This window comes from Caulobacter sp. BE254 (assembly GCF_031457295.1).
GTDB lineage: Bacteria > Pseudomonadota > Alphaproteobacteria > Caulobacterales > Caulobacteraceae > Caulobacter.
In genome coordinates this window covers 139291-162809 of the sequence record NZ_JAVDWJ010000003.1, presented here as the reverse complement: position 1 = coordinate 162809, position 23519 = coordinate 139291, and the positions used below count along the sequence as shown (strand labels likewise).

At 71.6% G+C, this 23519-nt stretch carries 12 protein-coding genes; all 12 read right to left on the bottom strand.

What is annotated here, in order from left to right:
• Positions 1–227: 227 nt before the first annotated feature.
• Positions 228–1103 carry a sigma-70 family RNA polymerase sigma factor gene (locus tag J2X41_RS07510; protein WP_310080937.1) on the bottom strand — a complete coding sequence of 292 codons (876 nt, stop codon included), beginning with the start codon at positions 1101–1103 and terminating at the stop codon, positions 228–230.
• 11 nt (positions 1104–1114) lie between these two features.
• Positions 1115–1864: an SDR family oxidoreductase gene (locus J2X41_RS07505; protein WP_310080936.1), complete on the bottom strand. Its 750-nt coding sequence runs from the start codon at positions 1862–1864 to the stop codon at positions 1115–1117.
• A gap of 45 nt (positions 1865–1909) precedes the next feature.
• Positions 1910–2230: an antibiotic biosynthesis monooxygenase gene (locus J2X41_RS07500; RefSeq protein WP_310080935.1), complete on the bottom strand. Its 321-nt coding sequence runs from the start codon at positions 2228–2230 to the stop codon at positions 1910–1912.
• Between the two features lie 311 nt (positions 2231–2541).
• Positions 2542–2979 (bottom strand): STN domain-containing protein, encoded by a 438-nt coding sequence (locus J2X41_RS07495; RefSeq protein ID WP_310080933.1) that lies wholly within the window; start codon positions 2977–2979, stop codon positions 2542–2544.
• Positions 2980–3263: 284 nt separating this feature from the next.
• Positions 3264–4409 (bottom strand): hypothetical protein, encoded by a 1146-nt coding sequence (locus J2X41_RS07490; protein WP_310080932.1) that lies wholly within the window; start codon positions 4407–4409, stop codon positions 3264–3266.
• A gap of 25 nt (positions 4410–4434) precedes the next feature.
• Positions 4435–5199, bottom strand: coding sequence for a hypothetical protein (locus tag J2X41_RS07485; protein ID WP_310080929.1), 765 nt, complete (start codon positions 5197–5199; stop codon positions 4435–4437).
• A 25-nt stretch (positions 5200–5224) separates the two neighbouring features.
• Positions 5225–13309 carry a DUF4157 domain-containing protein gene (locus tag J2X41_RS07480; RefSeq protein WP_310080927.1) on the bottom strand — a complete coding sequence of 2695 codons (8085 nt, stop codon included), beginning with the start codon at positions 13307–13309 and terminating at the stop codon, positions 5225–5227.
• A gap of 9 nt (positions 13310–13318) precedes the next feature.
• Entirely contained in the window at positions 13319–17245 is a 3927-nt protein-coding gene (locus J2X41_RS07475) for a hypothetical protein (protein WP_310080925.1), read from the bottom strand.
• A gap of 15 nt (positions 17246–17260) precedes the next feature.
• Positions 17261–18589 (bottom strand): hypothetical protein, encoded by a 1329-nt coding sequence (locus J2X41_RS07470; RefSeq protein WP_310080923.1) that lies wholly within the window; start codon positions 18587–18589, stop codon positions 17261–17263.
• A 40-nt stretch (positions 18590–18629) separates the two neighbouring features.
• Entirely contained in the window at positions 18630–20006 is a 1377-nt protein-coding gene (locus J2X41_RS07465) for a hypothetical protein (protein WP_310080921.1), read from the bottom strand.
• 14 nt (positions 20007–20020) lie between these two features.
• Positions 20021–21982 (bottom strand): ATP-binding protein, encoded by a 1962-nt coding sequence (locus tag J2X41_RS07460; protein WP_310080920.1) that lies wholly within the window; start codon positions 21980–21982, stop codon positions 20021–20023.
• The gene (locus tag J2X41_RS07455) at positions 21975–23516 is read right to left on the bottom strand and encodes a hypothetical protein (protein ID WP_310080919.1); all 1542 of its coding nucleotides are present in this window, start codon (positions 23514–23516) and stop codon (positions 21975–21977) included. The genes J2X41_RS07460 and J2X41_RS07455 overlap by 8 nt, the downstream gene beginning before the upstream one ends.
• Positions 23517–23519: the final 3 nt, after the last annotated feature.

Genomic DNA, 23519 nt, shown 5'->3' with positions numbered 1-23519 from the left:
GCCTGGCCGGCGAAAGAGGTTCTTTCGAGAGTCATCAAGCAGCCATGTCCGGTGCAATTGCCTTGCGGCTGATTTCCCTGGAGAAAGTGGAAGGGGTTAAGTCGCTCTGCGTTCCATCTCGGCGGAACGGATAGACCTCGATCTGAAGGTCTGCTTGCTGGTGCAAGTCTAGAGTCCGCTGCTGGCGCGGCTCGGAAACACCGTAGGCCGACGCTCGCAGGCATAGGTCAGACAAGATGAACCGTCGCGCCCTCCATGACGTAGCGCGCGTACAGGAAATCCTGAATGCCGCGCACCTGGCCGTCCTCGAAATCGAGCACGACGACATAGGCCGGCGTGACCAGCGAGACGGCGCGTTCGTAGACCAGCATCGCGGCGCGGCCATCGATCGTCGCGGGAGCGAACGCCCATTTCGCGCCGGCCGCCTCGTAGGCCCCGTAGTACTGACCGACCTCTCCCTTGCCGCGCCTTTGGAACGACGTGGTCACGAGGTCGAGCCTCACGTCGTCGGCGAGCATCGCGCGCACGGCCTCGAAATCGCCTGCCTTGAAGCCATCAACATAAGCCACCAGCCGCGCGCGCATCGCCTCCGACAACACCGGCGGATCGACGTCCTCGGGTTCGCGGGCCAGTTCGCGCAGGCGGACCCGGCCGCGCTGCAAGGCCGATTTCGCGGCGGCTTCGGTCGCGCCCGTGATGGCCGAGATCTCTTCCAGGGAGTGGCCGAGCACGTCCTTCAGGATCACCGTGCTGCGCTGAAGCGCGGGCAGCCGAAGGAAGGTGCGCAGGCTGGCGGCGGCGATATCGGGATCGGGCCTGTCGGGGGCGGCGACCATGGCCAAGTCCTCCTCCGTCCCCATCGGGGCGGTCCGCTGGCGCCGACGCAGAAAGTCCAGCGCCGTGTTATGGGCGATGCGGAAGAGCCAGCCCTCGGGATTGGCGAGCGGTCCCACCGTTTCGCGCGCCATCAACGCCTTGAGCAGGGCGTCCTGGACAACGTCCTCGCCGTCGACCACCGAGCCGGTCATGCGCGCGCAGTAGCGATGCAGCGTCGGACGCATCGCCGACAGCATCGCTTCGAAATCGCGCGGTTGATCGGTCATGGGCGAGGTTCCTACAGGTCGAGCACGAAGGGATCTGTATCGGCGCGGAACCCGTACGCCACGCCCGTTTCATAGCTTGGGTCGCTCAGCAACTCGGCGACCTGCCGGCCGATCTGCGACGGGTGCAGGGTCGGGCCATAGCGCTTGGCCATGTAGTTGTCGACGGTGAGACCCTCTTGGCGCGCGTGGACAGTGGCGACAGCATAGCCAAGCTCGGTCCCAGCGATCGCCTGGGTGGGGACCAGGACCTGGAAGCGGATCCCCAGCGTGCGATCGTCCGAGGCGGTTTGCGCCTGGTGCGCCATGTACCAGACCATCCGCTTGGCGCCGACATAGCCGCCCGATAGGCGCAGGTTGCGGGGTTCGATCGCCGGATGGCTCATCACCATCGCCGCGCCGCTCGACATGATCAGGACCCGCGAGCCCGGCCGCATCGGCGTATTGAGCGCCGCCTGCACGCCCGCGAGCGTCGCCTTCACGTCGGTGTTCCAGATCGCCGAGAAACCTTCCCAGTCCTCCTTGTCGATCGTCTTCAGGGGAAGACGCGCGCCAGCGTTGAGCACCAGCACGTCTGGGCCGATGTCGGCCACGGCGCGATGGATCAGCGCCGCGTCCGTCGCATCGCCAGCGATAATCCCGGCGCCGACGTCGCGCGCCGAGCCGAGCCTTTCGGGATCGCGAGCGATCGCGGTGACATCGGCGCCCCGCGCCGCCAACGCCTTGACGATCTCAAGGCCCAGTCCGGCGCTGCCGCCGGTCACGATCGCGCGGCAGTCAGCTAGATTGGTCATGCGCTCGTCTCCCGATCAGGCCCGACGCGCATAGGCGATGGGGCCCATGGCCGAGTCGAAGCTGGCGAGCGCCGCGATGCGCGGGAAATAGGCCTGCATGCGCGCGTCCCCCTGCATGGCGCCAACTGCGGCGGCGTCACGCCACTGCGAGATGATCGTGACGCGCGCGCCGTCCTGGGCCGCCACGAAGCTGGTCGAGCGCCAGCCGTCGAGGGTCGTGATCACCTCGTCGGTGTTCTGGCGCAGAAGGTTGAGAAGCACCGCCTGGTTGGCGGGATCGCAGGTCAGCACATTGACTAAGGTCGTCGCGCTTGGATCAAGGGTGATAGCGTTCATTTTGACGTCTCCAGAGCGAGCGTCGAAATGACCTCGCTGTCCAGGAGACGACGCGCCGTATCAAAACGGATCGGCGCCGTGAACTTTTTTCGAGACTTTCCTGAAGATACGCTCGGCGCCCACCCGTTGACGGCCGCAGGTTCACCGGGACCGCCCGAATGGCTTGTTTCCGGCGCGGTCCCAGAGGCCGCAAGCGGCGCTTCCGGCCGGAAACCAGACAGGCCGTCGGGCAGAGCAGGGTGGGATTGGTCGCGGACCTTTGACGGCTTCAGACAGCGGAATCAAAACGTCAGGGATAGCGACGGTCTAGGTTAAATGCGTGAGTTCGCGTAGCGCCGGGCCCGGGCCTTGGCGGGATAGTCTCGTTCGCCGACCCGCAGATTGGCGCCGCGGAAATCGCTGAAGGCGACCATGACGTCGGTCCGCCCGCCGTCCGGCGTGAAGCCGATCCGCCCGTCCACCCGCTTGGTCGCAGCATCGAAGCGGGGCGTGTCGCCGTAGGTGACCGCCAGGGTGCGAGGGATGTCGCTGTTCCGAGAGCGGGCCGTGACTAGCAGTTCGGGCAGGGACACCGGATTGTCCGGCTCGGACGGCGCCAGAGGCGGGGCGGGATAGATGATATAGGCGCCGTCCGCAGTGCGCCGGTAGGCGAGGCCAGATCCCGCCAGCAGCAACTGAAGGGCCTGCTCGGGGGTGTAGCGGCCTTTCAGACGTGGGGCGGCGCCGGAAGCCTGAGCGACGTCCGCCATAACCAGTTCGCGTCCCGAGCGCCGGGCGACGTCGGTGAGCGCCGTGACAAGCGACTGGCCCGCCGTGTCCGCCGACGGAGCGCGAGGTGCCTCGGCCTGTGAGGACGTCGAAGCCATCATTGTCGCGCAGAGCAAGAGCACCGCGCCTGCATCGACTTTGCGCATGAGAGCCCCCCCCACAGGGTCAGTTAACAGGTCCGCATGAGGGCAATCAATCTGGGAGACAAGCAACGGTGGAAAAGGAAAAAGGAGGAGGACGGAGACGGTCTCGATCTCGGGCGCAATCACTCAGGCAATACGCCCAACCGCACCATGGCCCGGGCGTCGGGAGCACCGCGGGGACTGGAAACCTCGCGCGCCTCCAGGCGGTCACCAACGCGGATCCATTCGGGGCCGGCCGCCCAGGCCACGCCCCAGGGACCCTCCGGCTGGCTCGGAGCGATCGTGTTCCCCCAAGGCAGCAGGCGGCCATCCGGTCCGTGCAGCGCCGAGCTCCAGGCGGCGGCGTCGACGATGGCCAGTCTGGCGCCGGATTCGGCCGACGCCCGCCGGGCGACGGCGGCCGCGGTCTCGGCGTCGACGCGTCCGTCGCCGTCCCAGCCAGGCGCGCTCAAGCGCTCGAGCATTCCTGGCGACAGGGGTTCACGCGCGACGAAGAGGCCGGAAGGCGGCGTTTCACGGCGAAGTCGGACATCGTCGCGGTCGGCGGGTCGTAGGCCGCCGCGCCAGTGCGGCAAGTCAGGAACCCAGCATAGCTCGATCTCCAGGTTCGCCAGCCGCACGCTGGAGCCGTCGAACACCAGGCCAGACGGAAGATCGCGAGGCGGCTGGACGTCGGGAAGCGGTCGACAAAGCGCATCGAGCAGCAGGGCTTCCGGATGCTCCAGCGGCGTATCGTGCGCAGTCGCGAACAGGCGCTCGGCGCGATGCGTCTCTCGCCCGGATAGGGCCTGGACAATCAACGCCTGGAGCCTGACGTACAGTCGACGATCGCCGGGGAACGCCCCCCGCGTCGTCGAGTCCGGAATGTCGGCGGCCCTGACATCCTCGGCCAGCGAGAAGGCCCGGAGCCGCAGCGCCGCCAGCAGGGCGGTGACGCGGGTCTCGGGGTCGGGATCGCCAAGCGCGCGGCGCAACACCGCCTCGATGCGCGGGTTCAGCGACGGCCGATCCTCGATCCATCGACGCAGCACCTGGCGTCTCGTCTCGACCGCTGACGACGCGAAGGCGGCGGCTTCGGAGCTGCCCCCGGCGACATCGCCTTCCAGCGAGGTTTCGCCGGTCAACAGGTCGCGGATATAGCGCATCCGCCGGCCGTCGCGATGGATGAAGCGGGCGAACGCCGGCTCGTTGGAGAATGGCGCCTGGGTGACCGCGTCCAGCCGCCATCCCGCGGCGGCAAGGTCCCGCCGAAGACCGGCGAAGGCCATCGCCGTCGCCGACGATCCAGGCGGTTCAGAGCGTTCGGACATAGTCGAACATCCGGTCGGCCACCTCGCCCAGCGGCGCGTCGCCCAGCTCGTGAAAGCGGATTCGGCCCAGCCAGCCCAGGTCGCCCCAGCCCAACTGGTCGTCCTGCAGCTTGTAGGGAAAGACCAGGAGCGCGTCGCGGATCGCCGCATCGACATCCTCGCCCGAGGCCCCCGCCTCGACGGCCTGGACGAGGTAGTGAACCAGGGCTTGCAGGTTTGGCCCGAAGGCTTCGCCGGGCTTGAACGCGCCCGTGCGCGGCTTGCCGTAGGCGAAGGCCGCCGCCTGGTCGCCCAGCCCGTGCGCCGCGGCCGCGAAGGCGGCGCGGAACCGGGCGCGATCGGGAAACCGGTCCAACTCCCGGGCGGCCGTCTTTAGCAGAGCGGCGGTCTGGTCGATCGGGGGGGCGAAAGCCTCGCGCCCGCAGGCCGCGCCGGCGTTGGCGGCGGTGAGCGCGCCGACGATGGTCAGGGCGGTGGAGGGCGCGGCCCGTTCCACGAGGTTCGCCAGGCCCCTGCCGACCAGATCGCTGGCCGTCATCGCGTCGAGCGCGGGGGCGGAGGCGCCGGGGCCCAGCAGCAGGGCGACGGCCATGAGGCCGTCGGCGCCATCGGGCAGCAAGACCTCGGGCGGGTGCGTCGATGCGCTGGCGTCCTGCTCCAGATAGCCCAGCTCTTCGAGATACCGGTCAATGGTGTCGCGATCGTCGAGCAAGGCCGGCCAGGACAGCGGCGGCTGGGGTGGAGTCATGGTTGTCGGCCCTCGCTGGTCTTCGTCATGGCTGCCCCACGATAACGCTGTGTTTGAAGCTCAGATACCGGCTCAAATTACGATTGCGGGCCGCGATCGTGGCGAACATGGCTCCCCAGGCCTTGGGGGTCATTGTCGCCGGCGGGGCGATCAACCTGATCTGGCCGAGCAGGCTGGGGTTGCCGCCAGCCGCGGTCACCAGTTCGACGGTCAGACTCTCGATCTGGGCCGGAGTCAGGTGGGACACATCGACCAGGGGCGACAAGGGCTGGTTCACGGCCTGCTTGCCGACCGAGGTGGGCTGGTGTCTGGCCTGGCGGATCAGTCGCTGCGCCTCGATCCTTGGATCGAAGACGGCGCTGCCCGGCCGGCCCGGCTGGTTCATCACGACCGGCTTTCCGGTGCTGTCGGCGATGATGTGCAGGCCGTCGCCGAAGGTCGTCGGCGCCGCTTCGGCGTGGTAGCGCCCCGGTGTGAGAATCCCCTGGCGCTCGGCCAGACGCAGGGGGTGGACGTCGAAATTCTGGCCGATGACCCGCCCCGCCGGCGAGGCTAGCTTGGCGGCGTCGATCAGCGGCTGGGGCACATGGGCGACTCTCAGGTCGAAGGTCGCCATCGGGTCGAAGGCCGCCTTGGGGGCCGGGTTCAGACCCGGCGCGAATCGCCACTCGCCGACCTCCACGCCCATGGGGGCGGCCAGCCTGCTGACCTTGCCCTCGGCGACCTTCATGGCCCGGAGAATGGACACCTCCGAGCGTTGGTTGTCGGGATGGATGGCCCGAAGCAGGTTGTCCCGAATGGCGGTGACCTCGCTGCCGCGCCGCGCCGGCAGGGCGGCCCCGATCCGCTCCAGGTCGAACAGAATTCGCTGCACGCGCTCGATTTTGGCCAGCACGCCGCGCTGCGAGGTCATGGCGGTTCCAAGGGTGGTGGTGGGACCGGTATGGACCTCGATGCCGAAGCGACGCGCTCTCAAGGCCTCGGTCGCGGCGCGGCGGTGCGCCGGGCTGGGGAAGGACTGGACCTTCAGGACCTCGCCCAGGGATTCGATGCTGCTGGGCAGGTTGACCGCGTTGGCGGTGAAGGCGCTGAACCCGACGTGCCCGCTGTAGTCCTTGACCTCGACCTGGATGATCCGCGCCCTCAGCGCGCGGCCCTCCCTGTAGAACTCGATCTTGACGTTGTCGAAGCCGGCGTTGCCGCGATGCTTGGCGTCGATCTGAATGACTTCGCGCCCGTGCTTCGCGTGTTCGGCGATCTGCTGCTTGATGAATTCGGCCGAGGCTACCTCCATGATGCCGCCGGCCAGGGCCGATTCGCTGCCCCGCTGGCGCCATCGGCCCGACCCCGCAGGACTTTCGATCTCTTCGCGGGTGTGGATCACCCGCCCTTGGGCGTCCACAAGTTCGGCGCGGCGATACCGTCGCTTGTCGCCGGTGGAGTCCTCTTCGAACCAGGGTCGGCCGACCTGTTGCAGTTCGGCGTCGGGATGAGCGTCGATCAGGGTGTGGCCGTCGTAAGAACTACGCGAGCGCTTGACCTTCTGGCGGGTCTCCACGCCGTAGGTCGGGCTCGCCGGATTGGGCCGGTGGCCTATGACGCTCTTCTTCTGTTGCAGCACCGGCGCCTCGCGCAGCAGGGGCGGCAGGCTGCTGGGATCGCGCGCCATTTCCGCCAGTCGCTCCGGCGTCAGACGGCCAAGGGTCTCCAATTGCCGGCGATAGAGCTCGGCCTTCTCCTCGAAATGGGCGGCGGCCTCCTGGGCCCGGGCGCGCACGGTGGGGTCGGCGGAATGCAGATCGGCCTCGACCGCCGCCCGCAAGCGCTCCTGGGCGTTCAGCTCGACCTCGAGATAGTTTCGCACGGCCTCGACCCGGGCCTCGACCGACAGGGCGTGAAACGTCTCGGGGGTAAGCCGCTCGAATGACGCGATGCGCTCCTTGTGGCCAGCCTCGGTCCGTTGGAGGAGGTGGAGTCCTTCTTCCTGCAGCGCGTGGGCCGGAGTATCGGGCTGGACCACGATGCGGGGCCGGCCATCTCCGTCGAAGACCACCGCCGCGTGGCTGGCGTCCGGATCGCGGCCGGTCTTGCTGCGATATTCGTTGGGGCCGACCACGTCGATCGGCACACCGGCGAACTCGGCGTGGCGCTCCGGGGGCAGGGCCGACAGCAGTTCGGCCCTGCGGCGAGGGCCCTGGGCCAGGGCATCGGCGCGCACCGCGTCTGTCGCCGCCTCCAGGTGGGCGCGAAACTCGTTCAGCGTGCCTTTCGGGTGCTCCGCTCTGAACTCCACCCAGGCGCGGACCCGCTCCCGGCCGTTCGGGCCATGAAAATCCGGAACGGCGTCGGGATGGCTGGGCGGCACGCGGGGGCCGCCGTGCACTGAGGGAACCGTCGGCCGGGAACGCATCGACACGTGCGCCTCGCCCATGGCCGTGCCCAGGCGGCCCATCGGTCCGCCGATCACCTTGCCCATGACGCCCGCGACGACCAGCGACTGGGCCGTGCCCATCAGGGTGCCCGTCAGCAGGTTGAGCAGCGGGTTGCCTTCGTAGGTCGAGGAGTCCAGCAATACGCCGGTGAAGGTGCTCGGTAGGGTGCCCAGGGTGTTCTCGATGCCCTCCGACAACGCCGCCGCCAGCCAGCGCGAGGCGCCGCCCCGACCGGCGAGGCCCTTCAGAACCGTCATGTTCTTGAGCAGCTTGTCTCCGATGCCGGCCGTCGCATAGGAGACGATCGCATCGACCACCGCCGTGGCCAGGTCGACCCCGACCTCCTCCCAGCCGTAGGCGGCGCCCTTGTAGTAGGCCTTCGCGCCCATCGACAGCGCCGACCCCACCAACGAGGCGGTCAGCGCGATCAGGGCGATGGCGGCCCCCGACAGCGTGCCGCCCGACAGCACCGAGGCCACCGCTCCGGCGATGGCCGCCGCCGCGATCACCACCCCGCCGATGATCTGGCCAGCGACGTCGGCCACCACGTCGACCGAGCGGCGATGCAGGGACACCGCCGCATCCACTGCTCGTGCATTGGCCTCGACCGAGGCCAGGCGCCGCTCGTAGGTCTGCCAGGCCTCGAAGTCGTTCTCGTGTCCCGGCTGCCGCGCCGCCTTGTCGGCTGCGTTGAACGAGGCGATGTCGGCGTGCAACGCCGCGACGTCCTCGCGCAGATAGCCCAGTTCGTCCGACGACCAGCTGTTGGTGGAAGCGGCCTCGAAGGCCAGCTGGCGCTTTGCGCGGGCCGCCCGGTCGGTGGGGGTGACCGGCTCGCCGAACACGAACAGCTCGCGCATGTCCTCCCAGTCGCGGCCGCTGAACTCGCCGCCGAAGGCCGAACCGCGGTTGCGCTCCGGGTCGTTGGTCCCGAACAGCAGGTCGTTGAAACTCTCCCCCGGATGCTCGCGCTCCCAGTTGGCGGCCAGGACCTGCATTTCCTCGCGGCTGCGGCCGGCCGCGACGCGGCGCAGGACGTTCATGTCGGTGCCCATGCCGCGCGCCGCGAAGGTCACTTCCTGCGTGTCGCTCAGCACCCCGCCCTGGCGCAGCAGGGCCGCGGTCTTGTCTTCCAGGATCACGCGGCCGGTCGCCGGATCCACCCGCCGATCCACGCCGGTGCTGCTGGTCATGGCCCGGACGTCGGCGTCGAAATCGCCGCCCTGATCCTGGAGTTCGAACATCGCGGCGGCTGGGCGATTGGCGTAGTGCGCGTTGTAGTAGTCGCGCATGGCGTTGAATTCGGCGGGTGCGCGTTCGGCGGCGTAGCTGGCGGCCTGGGTTCGGGCTTCCGCCCGCCGGCGCATGGTGGCCTCTGGCGACCAGGAGTCGTGATAGGCCAGCTCGGTCGTGGTGGGTCGGCCGCGCTCAGGCGTCACCCACCGGGCGCGGAAGCGGTCGAGGGCCCTCTGGACGGCCGCAGGGCTGGCGTTCGGGTCGCCCATCACCATGGAGACCGCGCCCCACCCTTCGCTCGCCCCCAGGCTGCCGCTTCGGCCGAGCGCGCCGTTGAAGGCGCGGAACGCCGCTTCGGTGCGCGTCCTGCGCTCCTCGGGCGTGCCGGAGGTGTTGTTCATGGCCGCCCGCAGCGAGTCCCAGGCGGTGGTGAAGTGCCCCCGGTCGACCGCCTCCCGGTCGATCTGCTGCTGCAGGCCGATGTCGAGATTCAGGTCCCTCAGCCGCTCGGCGGTCAGCCGCTGCTGCGGCTCCTGCATCGCGTCCTGGATCACCTTGTCGTCGTGATAGAAGATCGCCTGCCGCTCGAGGGCGATGCGCGAGGCGTTGATGCTGGCGTAGTCCAGCCCCTCGCGGGTCAGGTCGCGGTTCGAGCCGGAAACCCCGCGGAACAGCGCCAGGTCGGCGTCCGAAGAGTCGTCCTCAAAGGCCGCGTCCAGGGCCGACCGGCCGTCCGCGCGCCGCGTTCCTCCGCCGTAGCGCGTCTCGTAGCTGCCGCTGACCGCCAGGCGGCGGCGGCGACGCTCGGTCTCCACCCGGGCGCTGCTCCAGTTGTTACGCGTGGCCTCCTCGTCGATCTCGCGGTCGATCTGGCTGTAGACCCCGTCGATCGCCGCCCGGTCGGTGCCTATGCCCAGGCCCATGGCGCCGCCATGCATGGCCTGGTCGACGGCCACGGCGTCGGCCGCGGCGGTGTCGCTGGCCATCAGGGCGTTGAACCGGTCGACATCGTGGGTTCCGGCCACGAACCAGTCGTTCAGCTCACCCGCGACCTCGGTCTGCAGGTCGCGGCCGTAGCGCGTGCGATAGGCCCGGCGGATGTCGGCGATCTCGGACGGCGACTTGCCGCGCAGGGCCCGCATGATCGTGTCGTTGTCGGTGCCGACGCCCAGGCCGTTCCAGGTGCCGTGCATGGCCTGGTCCAGCTCGACGGCGATGGCGTCGGCGTTGTGGCCGTCCAGCATCGCGTTGGCGCGGTCGATATCGTGCGACGACCACGTTGCCCAATCGTCAAGCTCCGAGCGCAACCGCTCACGCAGCGACTCCCCGTTGTGCAGCGCCGCGTACTTGCGTTCGACCAGCTTGCCCTCGAGCGCGCTCAGCCCGCGCAGGGCGGCGAAGACGTCGGGTTCCTCGGTGCCGGGCCCGGTGAAGGCGCTCCGAAGTTGGCGGCAGAGTTCTCGCTCGCGGGGCTCGTCGAAGCTCGGGTTCACCGCCGTCGCCGCCGCCAGCATCTTTTCGTCGTCGTTGCTGGCCAGGACGGCGGCCTCTATCCGGCTGAGGATCTCGGGCCGGCGCTGGGCCGAGATCCGCGACATCAGGCCCGCCGCCACTGCCTCGATGCGATCCCCCCCACTCTGGAAATAGGCCATGACGATGGCCTGCTGCTCGGCGGTCAGGTTGCTGAACTCGGCGGTGCGCTCGGCCTCGCTCATGCCGCGCAGGCGGACGACCTCGGCGTCGATGAAGCTCACCCCCTCCAGGGTGGCCCGCAGGGTCTCCTGGGTCTGCTGCTCCTGCCAGGCGGCGCTTTCGCGGTCCGCCTGGTGTCGCCAGTCGCTGATCCAGTCGAACAATCGCTGCAGCCAGCTGCGCTCGTAGCCGATGCGATGGGCGGCCCAGTCCCGGACGCTCTCGCGCGCTTCCCGCGCGCGGTCACGGACGGTGTCGGTGAAGCCCGACGACTGGGTGTCGGCGGCCGTCTTGCCGAACTCCAGCTGGCGCTGCAGTTCGCGCAACTGGTCGTCGCGCCAGATCCGCACGGGCTGGAAGCCGCGCTCGGCCTCCAGCAGTTCCTCGGTGGTGGTCTTGCCCGCTCTCAGCCCCTCGCGGTCGGCGTCGGCGGCCCGCTGGTAGGCCTGGCGCTGGCGTCCGGCCTCCGCGTCAAGCGCGTCCTTGAAGCGCTGGACCGCCCCGCGATAGCCCGACGCCGCCTGGGTCTCCAGGGTGTCGACGCGGCGCAGCAACCTGTCACGCTCGGCGTTCACCTGGGTGACATCGACGTCGCCTCGCGCCGCCGCGACCCGATCGGCGGCCGCGCGATCCAGCGACGCCCGCGCCGAATCCACCTCGGCGGTAAGGCTGGCGCCGGCGGTGCGCACCTCGGCCGCGGCCCCGGCGGCGGCTTCGGTGCGCTCGGCCGAAAGCTCGGTATGGCGGGCGGTCAGCTCGCGGCGCTGATCGGCGAGATGGGTTTCGAGCTGGGTGTCGGAGATCTGGGCGGCGGCCGCGACGCGCCTCAACTCGGCCGCGACCCCCGTCCGTTCGTCGGGCTTGATCGGGTCGGCCAGCGCCGTCCAGGTCGCGACTCCGCCCCGGTAGGCGGTGGCGAGCACGCCGCCGACCAGGTCGTTGGTCTTCTCGTTCACCTGCAGCAGCAGGCGGGCGATGGCCTGGCCGGTCGTGCGCTGTGACCCCACCGTCAGGGCGGGCGCCTCCGGCGGCGTGTCGCTGACCGTGGTCCCCAAGGGCGGCGCCGTTGTGGCTCCGCCGGATATGGTCGGAACGGGTGCGCCCAGCGCCGCGCCGAGGCGGTCGGCGCCGCGGGCCGCGGCCGGCGCGCCGGTCGTCGGCGGGGCGGCGTCGCCGGTGGGTGACGGCGCCGTCGTGGAAGGCGTCGGCGCTCCCGGTCCGGCGGTGACCAGGGCCACGGCCCGGCCCAGCGGCGTGGCGCTGGGCAACACAGGCAGAGTGAAGGCGCTGAGCGGATGTCCGCCGGCGGCCTGCACCGCGCTAAGCGCCGCGCCGGTGGCCTGGTCGGGCGGCTCCGGCAGGTCGGTCGGCCGGTCGGGCGGGGTCACCACCCGCGAGGCGTCGGCGGGCACGCGGGCCGCCGCCCTGTCCAGCGAGCTCGACGCCGCGCCGCCGGTCCGCCGGATCACACCGCCTCCGCCTGGGGTCGGCGGACGGGCGTGGACCGCGGTGGTGGCCGCCGCCACCCGACTGCTCCAGGCCGGCAATGGGTCCGGACCGACCCGGACGGCGGCGGCGGCGGCCGGTGTGGGGGCGATCGGCTCGACGGACTCCGGGGCCTCCGAGGGCGACGGCGGCGCGGCGGCTTCGGCCGCGACGGGCGGCGGCTCGACGGCGCCTTCGCCCGCGCCGGCGATCGGCGGCATGGCCGGCGGCGTCGCCAGCGTGTCCGGCAGTTGCAAGGTCTCGGCGGCGGGACCACCCGCGCCCTCGATCTCAACCTCGGAGGGGGCCGTGACGGCGGGATCGGCGGATGGCTCGACCTCGGCCGAGGCTTCCGCCGGGACCGGGTCGGGATGGGGCGAGACTTCGATATCGGGCCGTTCGCCGGCCGCGTCGGGATCCGCCGGCGCCGGGCCCTGCTGCACGGCGTGCGCCACCTCGTGGGCCAGCAGGTTCAGGCCGTCGGGGTCACCAGGTCGATAGGCGCCGGGCGCGAAGGCGATGTCGCGACCGACCGTCGTGGCCTCCGCCCCGGCCGCATCCACCACCGTCGCCGCGTCGCCGCCCGGGTGGACACGCACGTCGCCCAAGTCGGCGCCGAACAGCGCCTCCAGCAGGCGTCGCTCATCGCCGGGCAGCGGTTCGCCCTGGGCCGGCGCGCCCAGGATCTCGTCGAGCATGGCCCACAGCCCGCCCTCCCCGCCGCTCCCCGTTGATGGTCCCTCCAGATCGGAGAACAGCGCCTCGCGGGTTGGATCGAAGCGAGCCGCCGCGTGGATCGGCCGGCCGGTGAGCAGGCTGGGCGGCGGTTCGCGCTCGGCGCTGGAAGCGTCCAGCCTTTCGCGATGCGGCGTGCGGCCGGTGCGCTCGGCGACGCCTTCGTCGGCCGCCTTGGCCTTGGGCGGCGCGGACCGCCGCCTTTGCAGTTGCTCGGCCGCCGCCCCGGCCCAGTCGGCTTCACCCTCTTCGCGTGGCCGATCCACGCCCTCCGCTGGCGGCATGGCGACGGGGGGCGCCGGGGCCGCCGGCTCAGGCGGCGTCGCCATGGGCGTCTCGGCGCCCGACGGCGTGTGCGTCGAGCTCAGGGCCATGGCCCTCCAGCTCTCGCCCGCGGCGCCGGGACCAGGGCCGACGATCGGCTTCGCGGCCGCTGGCGGGGCCCGCGCCCGGGCGGCGGCGACCGCCCGCGGCGCGGAACCCGGCGGCTGGCGCTCCCGCCGCCTCGGGATCGAGGTTCCGTCCGCCATGGCTTCGCCTCAGCGGAAGATGACCAGCAGGTCGTAGCCGTCGGTGTCGAAGCCGGCGTTCTGGATCAGGTTCCGTATGTCGGTCTGGATCACATCGGCCGGCGGCAGAACCACGACCCCGCTGCTGATGCTGGTGATCCTGTTCCCGATGGGCAACGCCAACGTCATGGCCTTGGCCAGCCGGTCGGTCGACGGCGCGAAGGGCTCGGCCCGCTGGTACGGTCGCTGCAGCACGCTCTGCACGCTGGTGACGAACCCGCCCTCGTCGGTCAGCGCCGAACCGTCGAAGAGGAAGTCCTGCACCTCGATCGTCAGCGCTCCGGTGGTCGCGTTCGGGAGGGCCGCGACCAGCGCGATCTTCTGGTAGCGCTGGTTGGCGTAGACCACGGTGATCGCATCGCATTCCGTCAGCTCGGTGACGTCGGGCGATATTGCGAGCTTGGCGTCGGTCGGTTCGCCGTCGAGGCCTTCGATGATCGCCTGGGCCTGAGCCAGCAGGAGGGTGCGGCGCGCGGCGTCGTTCGGTCCCGCCTGGTAGACGGCGGCGAAGGGCGGTTCGCCATAGTCGTTCTTCGCCCAGTACTCGCGCAGTTTCTGGAGGCTGGCGGCGGTCGGAGTCGCGCCATTCTCGAAGACCACCTTGAGCACCGGCGACAGGCCCTCCTTCTCGATCTCCCCGGCCAGGCCATTGTGCATCACCAGGTTGGGGAAGTTGTCGTCGTGGGTCACGTAGATCGTGTGGCACATCGACTTCTGCGCCTGGGTGATCAGGAACAGCGCCCCGTCCATGCCGTTCAGGCCCAGGGCCGGCAGCAGCGGCAGGACGTGGTTGTCGGCCATCGGCGGCAGGCCGTCGCGGCTGACCGTCAGTTCCAGGCTGGACAGCCGTGCGCGGGCCAGGGCCTCGCCTTCGGCCTGGGCCGGCCCCAGCGAACCGATCGCGCCGAACACCAGCTTCTCGCCGGGATCCGCCGCCTGCCAATCGGCGATCACGTCCGCCTCCGGGGTGACCAGGGAGGAACGGCCGATGCCGAACTCGATCGCGGCGCTGGGCTTGAAACCCGCCTTGGTGATCGCCGCCGCATCGGCCGCCATCACCGCGGCGCTGGCGGTCCGGGCCTGGGCCTCGGTCTTCGCGCGCACATGATAGAGCTGATAGCGCCGCACGCCGGTCTCGGCCCCCGGTCCGTCCTGCCCGCACCGCTTGTCGCGGCGACGATGGAACATCACCCAGTCCCGCGTGGCGCGCACCACCAGCGGATCGCCGCCCACCGCGGGACGGCCGAACAGGTCGTCCTGGGCGTCCGCCACGAAGCCCGATCCGCCATCGCGGGCGCCCAGCACCTCGATCGCCGTCTCCGACGCCGCGCGCAGGGCGTTGCCCGGCTTGATCGCCGCGTCGTTACGACGAAGCGCGCCCAGCAGCTTCAGAGGTTCACGCTCCCGCGCGCTTTTCTCGATCTCGCCGCGCACGACGAGCGACAGCTCCACCTCGCGGCCGTCGGACGTCACGTCCACCTGGGCCTCGAGGTCGAGCACGCCCAGCAGGCCGCGATCGTCGGACCCGACGCCCTGCAGGTCGGCGTTCAGCGTCACCCGCACCCCCTCGGAATCCGCGCGGCGCGTCAGTATGACCGGCACGTTGACCTTGATGACGCGGCTGGCCTCGGAGATGTCGGCGAAGTCGAGCCGCACCACCGCGTCGCCCAGGAACGTCCCCTGGACGATCTGGCGCGAACCCGTGACGCGGCTGCCCTCGATGACCAGGCGGCCGGTCAGGGCCAGGTCGATTAGCCTGGAGCCACCCTTGCGGGGCATCAGATAGGTCAGGTCCAGCGATCCGGCCACGCGCGCCTGTTCGGGCGCCGTGAACGGATCGCGATCCAGACGGAGGCCGACCCACACGGCCGCGTGGTCGACCGGCTCGTCGTCCAGGCCGCCGAACTGCCGCTGGCCGCGCACGCCCGCCTTCTTGGCCATCCGGGCGCCCAGGTCGGCGCGATAGCGGATCGCCTCGTCCTTCAGCCGCGCATAGCCCGCGCCGATGGCCATGGCGTCGTCGGCCGGGGCCGACGCGGCCTCCTTCTTGGCCACCTTTTCGGTCTTGGCCCCGCTCGCCTCGCTGACGGCCTCGGCCTTCGGTTCGGCGACGTCGTGGATCGACCGCCACAGCGTGGCCTCGGCGGGCTGCTTGGTCTCCTTGGCCCACTCGCGGAGACGCTCGGTCGCGTCGCCCTGGTCGGGCAGTTCGGCCAAGCCGGCGAAGAAGAACGACAGCTCGCCGCCGGGCTTGGTCTCGCTGCGCGCCGCCCCGCCCAGGACTTCGCGCTGATAGGCGCCTTCCAGTTTGCCGATCGCGTCGGCGGGCCGCTTGGCGGCCGCCTTGTAGGAGGTGATCTTTTCAGATCCGACCTCGACATAGGTGTCATCACCGTCCGTGTCGTCGGTGGACGGCACGCGCCGCACGCGCCCTTCCCAAGCCGCGCCCTTGCTGGCCGCGTCCTGGCCGATCTGGCCATCGGGCACCAGGATGTCGACCGCCTCCTTGGCGCTCGGGTCGTCCAGCCCCTTGAGCAGCGAAATGCGATCCATGTGCTGCACGCTTTCCAGCGCGTGGGCCACGTAGTCGGGCCGCACGACGCAGAACCGCAGGTCCACCCCCTCGCCCATCAGCCGCCGGACCTGTTCGTTAACTGTCAGGTTCGAGGCCGGCGTCACCGGCAGGTAGCCGCCGCTGGGCAGTTCGACGATGCCCTTGGAGATCAGCACCCGCGACGTCGGCGTCAGGGTGAAGGTCTCCTTGGCCTTGCGCAACTTGCCCAGCAGCGCGCCGAAGCGCGAGGCCCCGCCGCCGGGCTTGTCCTGCGTCTCGCCGCCCAGGACCTTTTGGACCAGCATCTCGCTGGACGCCTTGTAGTAGCTCTCCAGCTCGCCCATCACCTCGCTGGCCTCGGCGATCAGGGCGCGTTCGTCGGCGCAAGGATCGGGCGCTTCGCCGACCTCGCTCCAGGAGTCGCGCAGCTGGCACTGGAACTGTAGCACCTGGGCCAGGAACACGTCCCAGGGCCGCATGGCCAGGCGGTTGCGCCAGTAGCGCATCGGGTGGGGATCGCCGCGCTCGCGCCGCGCCGTCCACAGGTCGAGGAACCGCACGGCCTGGCCGCTGCGGCCCAGGACGGCCAGCGGCACGAAGCCGCCGGCCGAGGCCGCGGCCCCCGCGCACCAGATCGACGAGGCCAGCCCGGCCTGCGAGATCAGCGAGGCGGGCCGGCCGCGCTCGTCGGCGAAATAGGCCGAGGCGACCCGCGAGCGCAGGTGGATGGCGTCCAGCACCACGGCGGTCGAGGTCGGCAGCGGCGAGGCCAGGACCAGCGGACGGGCCTGCAGCGCCACGCCCTCCACCCGGAACGGCCGGGCGCTTTCGGTGATGCAGGCCTGCTGGCAGGCCTGGCCATAGACGTCTTCGTGGCCGCACAGCGCCTCGGCCTGGGAGATGCCGATGACATAGATCGCCGCGTCGGCGATCGGGGCCGTCGCGGGTTCGGCCGCCAATGGCGCGCACGCCCCGAAGGCCGCGTCGCCTCCCAAAGCAGCCGCCTGAGCAGCCTGGGCCAGCAGGGCCGCCAGCGAGACCTCGGCGGTCTCGCTGAGGAACAGGACCCGACCCTCGTTGTCGATCGCCAAGCCCGGCGCCAGGCGAAGCTTGTCGCCCGAGGCGCGGGTGACCTCGAAGCCGTGGACCACCCCAGCCCCGTGCGCCTGGTTGGACATCTGCACCAGGCGGCGCAGATAGTTCTGCTCGGCCTGGAGGTCTTCGGCCCGCAGGAACTTGCCGTCGAAATAGTTCAGCCGGGTCAGTGGCGAGCCGTCGGAGATCAGCGTCACGCCGGTCGTGGAATTCAGCAGCACCAGCGTCTCGGAACCATTGCCGTCCATCTCAATGTCCTTTCCTCAGCCGTGCCAAACGAAGTCGACGCCGCGCTGGGCGGCCGCGGACGAGGACGGCTGTTCCGTCGCGTCGCCGAACAGGGGAAGCTTGTTGTCGCCGAGCAGCGGCGCGCCGCCGGACCCCAGGGCGCGAAGACGCAGCAGGGCCGCTCCAGGGTCGGAAGCCAGGGTCACCGTGACGTCCAGGCCGTCGGCGGAGACCTCGGCGCCGCCCACTGCCAGGTCGGTCCAGGCCGAGCCGTCGAAGGTCGAGGCGACAAACGCCGCCGGGACCACCGTGGGTTCGAGCAGCGCCCGGTCCACCGTGAAGGTCACCACCTCGGCGGTTCGGCCCACCGTGCCTGCCAGGACGCGCGGCCCGGTCTCGACGGCCGCCGCGGGCGGCGCGACGGCGCCCGCCGCGACGCTCAGCAGGTCCTGAAGGGTCGCGGTCGAAAGCAGGACCGCCCGAACGTCGTTGTCGACCGAGGCGGCCGTCAGGGTCCAGCGCGGCGCGGCCGTGTCCGGGCCGGGACCGGTCAGGTCCAGCCCCGTCACCGTGGCCAAAACCAGATCCTCGGGCGCGCCGTCCGGAAACAGCCCGACCTCGACGCTCTCGGTGTCGCCGCCGGCCTGCCCCGCCAGCACGTCGAGCACCGAAATCCGATGGTAGACCGCCGCCGCCGCGGCCAGCCGGTCGGCCGGCGCGGCGGCGGCGATCTCGGCCGCGCCGTCCAAAGCCGCCTGGTCGTCGGGCTTGACGCCGGTTTCGTCGCTGGCCGGCGGCTCCAGGCCAGCCAATACCCGCAACAGGCGGCCACGGCGCGGCGCGGCGGGCGGTGGGCCGGGCACGATCGCGATCTCGACCGTCTCCAGGATCCGCGAGAAGGCGGTATCGGAGGTGGCCCCGGCGCAGGTGTCCAGCATGGCCGGCACCGGCCGGGCCAGGCAGGCGCGGTGGCGGATCACCACATGGGCGTCGAAGCTGACGCCAGCGCTGGTTTCGGTGAAATCGAAGTCGGCGTCGTCACGGTGGGCCGTGAACCAGGCGCCGATATTGACGCACTGGAGCACGTCGTTGTGCAGCTCGCGCCCCGCCCCGTCCAGGGCCAGGCCGGGGTCGACCCGCAGCTCTCCGCGCTCCAGGTCCGCCGACACGGCCAGTCCCCAGACCGTGCCGAACCCGTGCAGCCAGGCATTGTGCAGCCGGATCTTGCCGCGATGGCTGGACTGGTCGGTGTTGAAGTCGTCGACGCCCAGCAGCATGCCGTAGTGGTAGGCGACCGCCTGGTAGGGCCGGTTGGGCAGGAGGGCCTCGCCGTCCTCTCGATCACAGGTCAGGGTGTCGGCCATCATGCTCTCCTCTGTTCAGGGTGCGCGGCGGTCTCGCGGATCATGGCGCCACCCCCCGCAGCGCCAGGGCCCGGAGCGCATCGACGCTGCGCACATAGTCCTCGTCGGCGGCCCGCCGGGCCGCTTCGGCAGCGGTGACGATCGCGACCCGACGGTCGCGCCCGTCGCGGCTCAGCAGCGCCGCCAGCACGGCGGCCTCCGCGCCGGTCACGGCTGTCTTCAGGGGCGTGGGATTGGTCTTCAGCCGGTCGAGGGCGGCCTTGGCGCCGACGAAGGCGGCCAGCTTGGCCCAGGCGGCGTCGGGCGCGTCGGCTCGCCAGTTCGCCAGTAACGCCTTCTTGGCCGCAGTGAAGGCCGCCTCGGGCGCGACGAGATCCGCGTCGGCCTGGGCGGCGGCCGCCTTGGCCGCTCCCACGGCCGTGAGGGAGTCGGCCTCGGCGGCGGCCAGGTCGCCGGCCGGGTTGGCGGCGACGAAGCGTTCACGCTCGATGGTCAGGGTCGTGATCGCGTCGCGTACGACCGCCCGGGCGGCGTCGCGGTCCTTCTCGGCGGTCGCGGCCGCCTGCCGGTCGACCTGCTGGGCGGGATCGAACAGGGCGGCGTGTTCGTCGCCGCTGAGGGCGCTGTCGCCCTCGGCCAGGCGGCTCAGGACACTGCGGGCCGTGGCCAGGTCGGCGACGGCTCGGCCGACATGACGCTGCAGCGCCGCCTCGGCCTGGGCCAGCTTGGCCCGCAGGCGCGGCAGGGTGTCGCCCGCCAGTCCACCTTCCTCCAGCGCGGCGTCCAGGGAGGCGCGCGCAGCGTTTCGGATCTCGGTCCGGCGGGCGGCTTCCTTGTCGGCTTCGGCGGCCTGCGCGACGGCGCGGTCGCGCAGGGCCGCCGGCAGGTCCGCCTCGACCTTGGCCTTGGCGGCGGCGAACAGAGGGTCGGCAAGCAGGGTGGCGGCCTCGACCTTTACGTCGCTGACTGGCGACGCGCCCAGGGCGGTGATCGCCGCGCCGCGCCGGACCGCGCCGGCCTTTTCCAGGGCGGCGAGGCCCTTGGTCTCGGCCGCGCGCTCGGTCAGCGCCCGCACGGCCTCGACCGCCAGGGCGCTGTCGCCCGAGGCCTCGGCTAGAGCCAGCTGGGCCTTGCCCAACTGTCCGGCCGCCGCCCGCTGGGCGAGGATGGCGACGCCGAGATCCGCGGCCAGGGCGTCGGCGTCGGCCGGAGTCTTGGCCGCCGCCAGCTGCTTGCGGAGGGCGGAGATGTCGGCTCCAGCCTCGGCGAGCGCCAGGGTCGTCGCCGCCACGGCGTTCTTGGCTGCGGTCTCGCTGGCGCGGGCGGCGTTGGCCCGGGCTCGCCCGGTCGCCAAGGCCGCGTTCGATGCGGTGATCGACTGGTCGGCGTACTGAGTTAGCGAAGTGGGATCGGGCATGGCGTTCTTCCTGATCAAGTCGGATGGGGCCGGCCGGCCTTGTCGAATTCCAGGCGGACGGCGGCGTGCAGATGGCGAAGGGCGATGCGAGGGTCGGCGGCGGTCTCGCCGGCCGCGGCGAAGGCCGCGGCGATGGCGGCGTTGCGGATCATCGCGCCCGACATCGGGTAGCGATCGGCCAGGACCGCCAGGTCGACGTCGGCGGCTAGGGGCGCGCGGGCCGGCATGTGCCGGCGCCAAATGGCCTCGCGCTCCACCGGACCGGGTTCGGGGAAATCGATGATCGCGTCGAACCGGCGCACGAAGGCCTTGTCGAGGTTCTGGCGCAGGTTGGTGGCCAGCACCGCGACGCCGTCGAAGCGATCCAGTCTGGCCAGGAGGAACGAGGTCTCGATATTGGCGTAGCGGTCGTGGGCGTCGGACACCTCGGTGCGCTTGCCGAAAAGGGCGTCGGCCTCGTCGAAGAACAGCACCGCCCGAGTGGCCTCGGCCTGGTCGAACAGGATCGACAGGTTCTTCTCGGTCTCCCCGATCCATTTGGAGACAACGCCAGCCAGATCGACGACCAGCATGTCGGCGCCCAGCGCGCCGGCCAGGACCTCGGCGGCCAGGGTCTTGCCGGTGCCCGGCAGGCCCGCGAATAGCAGCCGCACGCCGCGCTGGCCGTGAGCCGAGGCCTCGAAACCCCAGTCGTCCAGCACGCGCAGTTCCAGCCGCATGCGATCGGCGGCGCCACGCAGCACGCGCAATCGTTCGGGCGCCAGCACCAAGTCGTCCCAGGCGGCGACTGGCATTACCCGTCGCGCCGCGCCGCCGTCGCTCGCGCCCAGCCGCGCCTTGACGGCCTCGGCCAGGTCGTCGGGCGTCACGGCGCGCTCGCGCAGGAATGTCGCGTCGCGGCCGGCCCGCATCACCGTCGCCGGCGGCGCTGGGAAGCGCGCGGCCAGATCGTCGGCCGCCCGGGCCAGTCCGGGTGCGGCCGCCAGCCAGGCGCCGCGCGCCGCGGTCCGGGGCAGGGCCCGTCCCGGGATCGCGATGATCGGGCGGTTCAACAGCGAAACCAGGCCCGTGTCGGCGTCGAGCAGCGCCAGGGGCCCCGGATGACGGTCGATCGCCAGGGCGATCTCCCGTCGCGGGCCGCTGGCCCCTCCGCCCGGCGAGGCCGCCAGGCGCAGCACGGGGGTCTCGTCGCGGATCAATGCGCGGGCGAGCAGCAGTTGCAAGGAGTCGAGCGCAAGCCCGGCGTCCACCGTCGCCACGAGGGCTGGACGGCCCGAGGCGGCGGCCAGCCATCGCGCGCGGATCTCGGCGGCGGACCCTTGCAGCAGGACGGCGCAGGGGCGATCGGCGCTGAGGGCCGCGATGGCCCGGACGGGCCCGGCCTCGCCCAGCCAGGCCGCATCAGCCGGACCGTCGGGGCCGTCCCCCTGATCGGCGTCCGACGGACGGACATCCAGGTCCTGCAGCAGCGACCACGCTTCCGGCGCCAGCGACAGGTCGCGGCGCGGCCAGGGTTCGACGCCGCCCACCCGCACCAGCCCTGACCGGACCACCACACTCTCGTGCAACAGCCGCAGGCAGGCCCGCCGGCTGGCGTCCGGCCAGTGCAGCTGGGCGAACAGCCCGATCGTCGGCCGCGCCTCGCCCTTGGGATGCAGGTCGCAGAACACCGCGCAGTAGCCCTCGTGCTCTTCGGCCATACCGGCCAGCACGACCAGACCGCGCTCCTGCGGCGACAACGACAGGCGCTTGCTCAGCCGGTCCAGCGGCTGGATCGTCAATGGCGACCAGGCTTTCCGGGCCAGCCGCGCCTGGTGCGACAGGAACTCGGTGGCGTCCGACGCGACGGGGCTCAGCCTTTCGGCCAGGCGCTCGCCCATCAACGCCGCCTCGACCCACAACGGCGATCCCGCCGCCGACGGGGCGGTCTGGTCCCCGGCGGCCGGGGCGATCCAGGCGGCGCGGGCGCTACACATAGCGGTACTTCAGGACCAGTCCGAGCCAGGGCAGGTAGCCGGGATCCAGGTCGAGCCCCGCGCGCCGGATGGCGGGATCGACGTCCGCCAGCGCGAATTCGACCTCCACCCAGCCCGGCTCGGACAGGATCATCGCCTCCCGCCCGATGACGCGCGTCACCCGGCCCGTCGCCTTCCAGTCCGGTAAGCGTTGGGCCAGCCAGGCGCCGACCCGCTCGGCGGCCGCCTCGATCTCGGTCCGCTCGGCCGGATCGCCCGCTGGCGGGTCCGCGTCCGGATCGAGACCGGCGAAGGCCAGGGCGGCCGGATCGTCCGGCTCGGCGCCTTCCGCCAATCTCAGCGATAGGGCATGCAGACGCGCGCGCAGGCGCTGGTCGTCGTCCACGTCGAACAGTCGCTCGCCCGCTCCGCTCTCGGCCACGACGGGCGCCAGCAGCATCAGGCCGCCGAACCGCGTCCAGAGCGGCGTGCGGGACCTGGCCCCGGGGCGCGGCGCGGGCGGGGCGTCGGGCGACGCGGTGGAGTCCGGCCGACCTTCGCGCCCGGTCCGACCGCCGACGGGCGAGGGGCGGGGGCGAGGATCGGTGGTCTGGGAACGCCGATCGCCGGAAGGGTCTTCCGCCGGGCGTGGCTGGGCGAACCCTCCCTCAGGAGACGTCTCGGGGTGGTCCGACGCGGACGTCGCCGGTCCGCCGTGCGCGGTGTCCTCGGCCAGAGCCAGCCAGCGGGCCGCCAAGTCGTTCAACTCGGCCCGTCCCACGAACAGGCGATGCGGTTCGAGCGTCAGGGCCGCCAGCCTGGCCCAGGCCGCGCGGTCGGCCCGGGTCGCCAGGACGGCCCGCAGGAACGACCGGCCGGCGACCGTGGCGCGCATCGCGGGGGGCGAGGCCAGCCTGGCCCGCGCGATCGCTTCGGACGGGACCGCGCCCGCTGGCGCGGCGACGCCGATCGCCTGCGCCATGGCCCAGACCAGGGCATCGACCGCTCCGGCCTCGGAGGCGACCGCCAGGTCGGCGACCCGGCCGTGGCGGGCCAGGAGGCGCAGCAGGGCCGGCAGATGGTCCGGCTCGGCGACCATCGCGTCCGGGACGGCCGCAAGCCGCTCGGCCGCCGAGGCGGGTTCGACGGAGGGCGGCAGGAAGTCCAACTGGCGCCAGGCCCAGTCGCGGTCGGACCGTTCCTCCAGCGCGCAATCGACGAACGCGGCCAGGGCGTCGAGCCGGCGACGGAATCGCAGCACCTCGCCCGGGTCCGGTTCGCGCAGTCGCTGCTCCAGGGCCGCGACGATGGCCTCGCTCCAGCCGACGCCGGCCTGCCAGGCCGTGACGCCGCGGCCCAACCGGATCGAGGTCCGTAGCGACTTGACCAGCACGATCTCGTCGTCCAGCGCCAGGCGCGCCAGGGCGGCGTCCAGGTGCTGGTCGAGCATGCTCCGCAGCGGGGTTTCGACGGCCGCCCGCCGGACCATCGACGCGGCGGGGTCCGCCGGGAGGCGGAAGCGGGTCTCGAAACGTTCGATCACGGCGTCGACCATGGC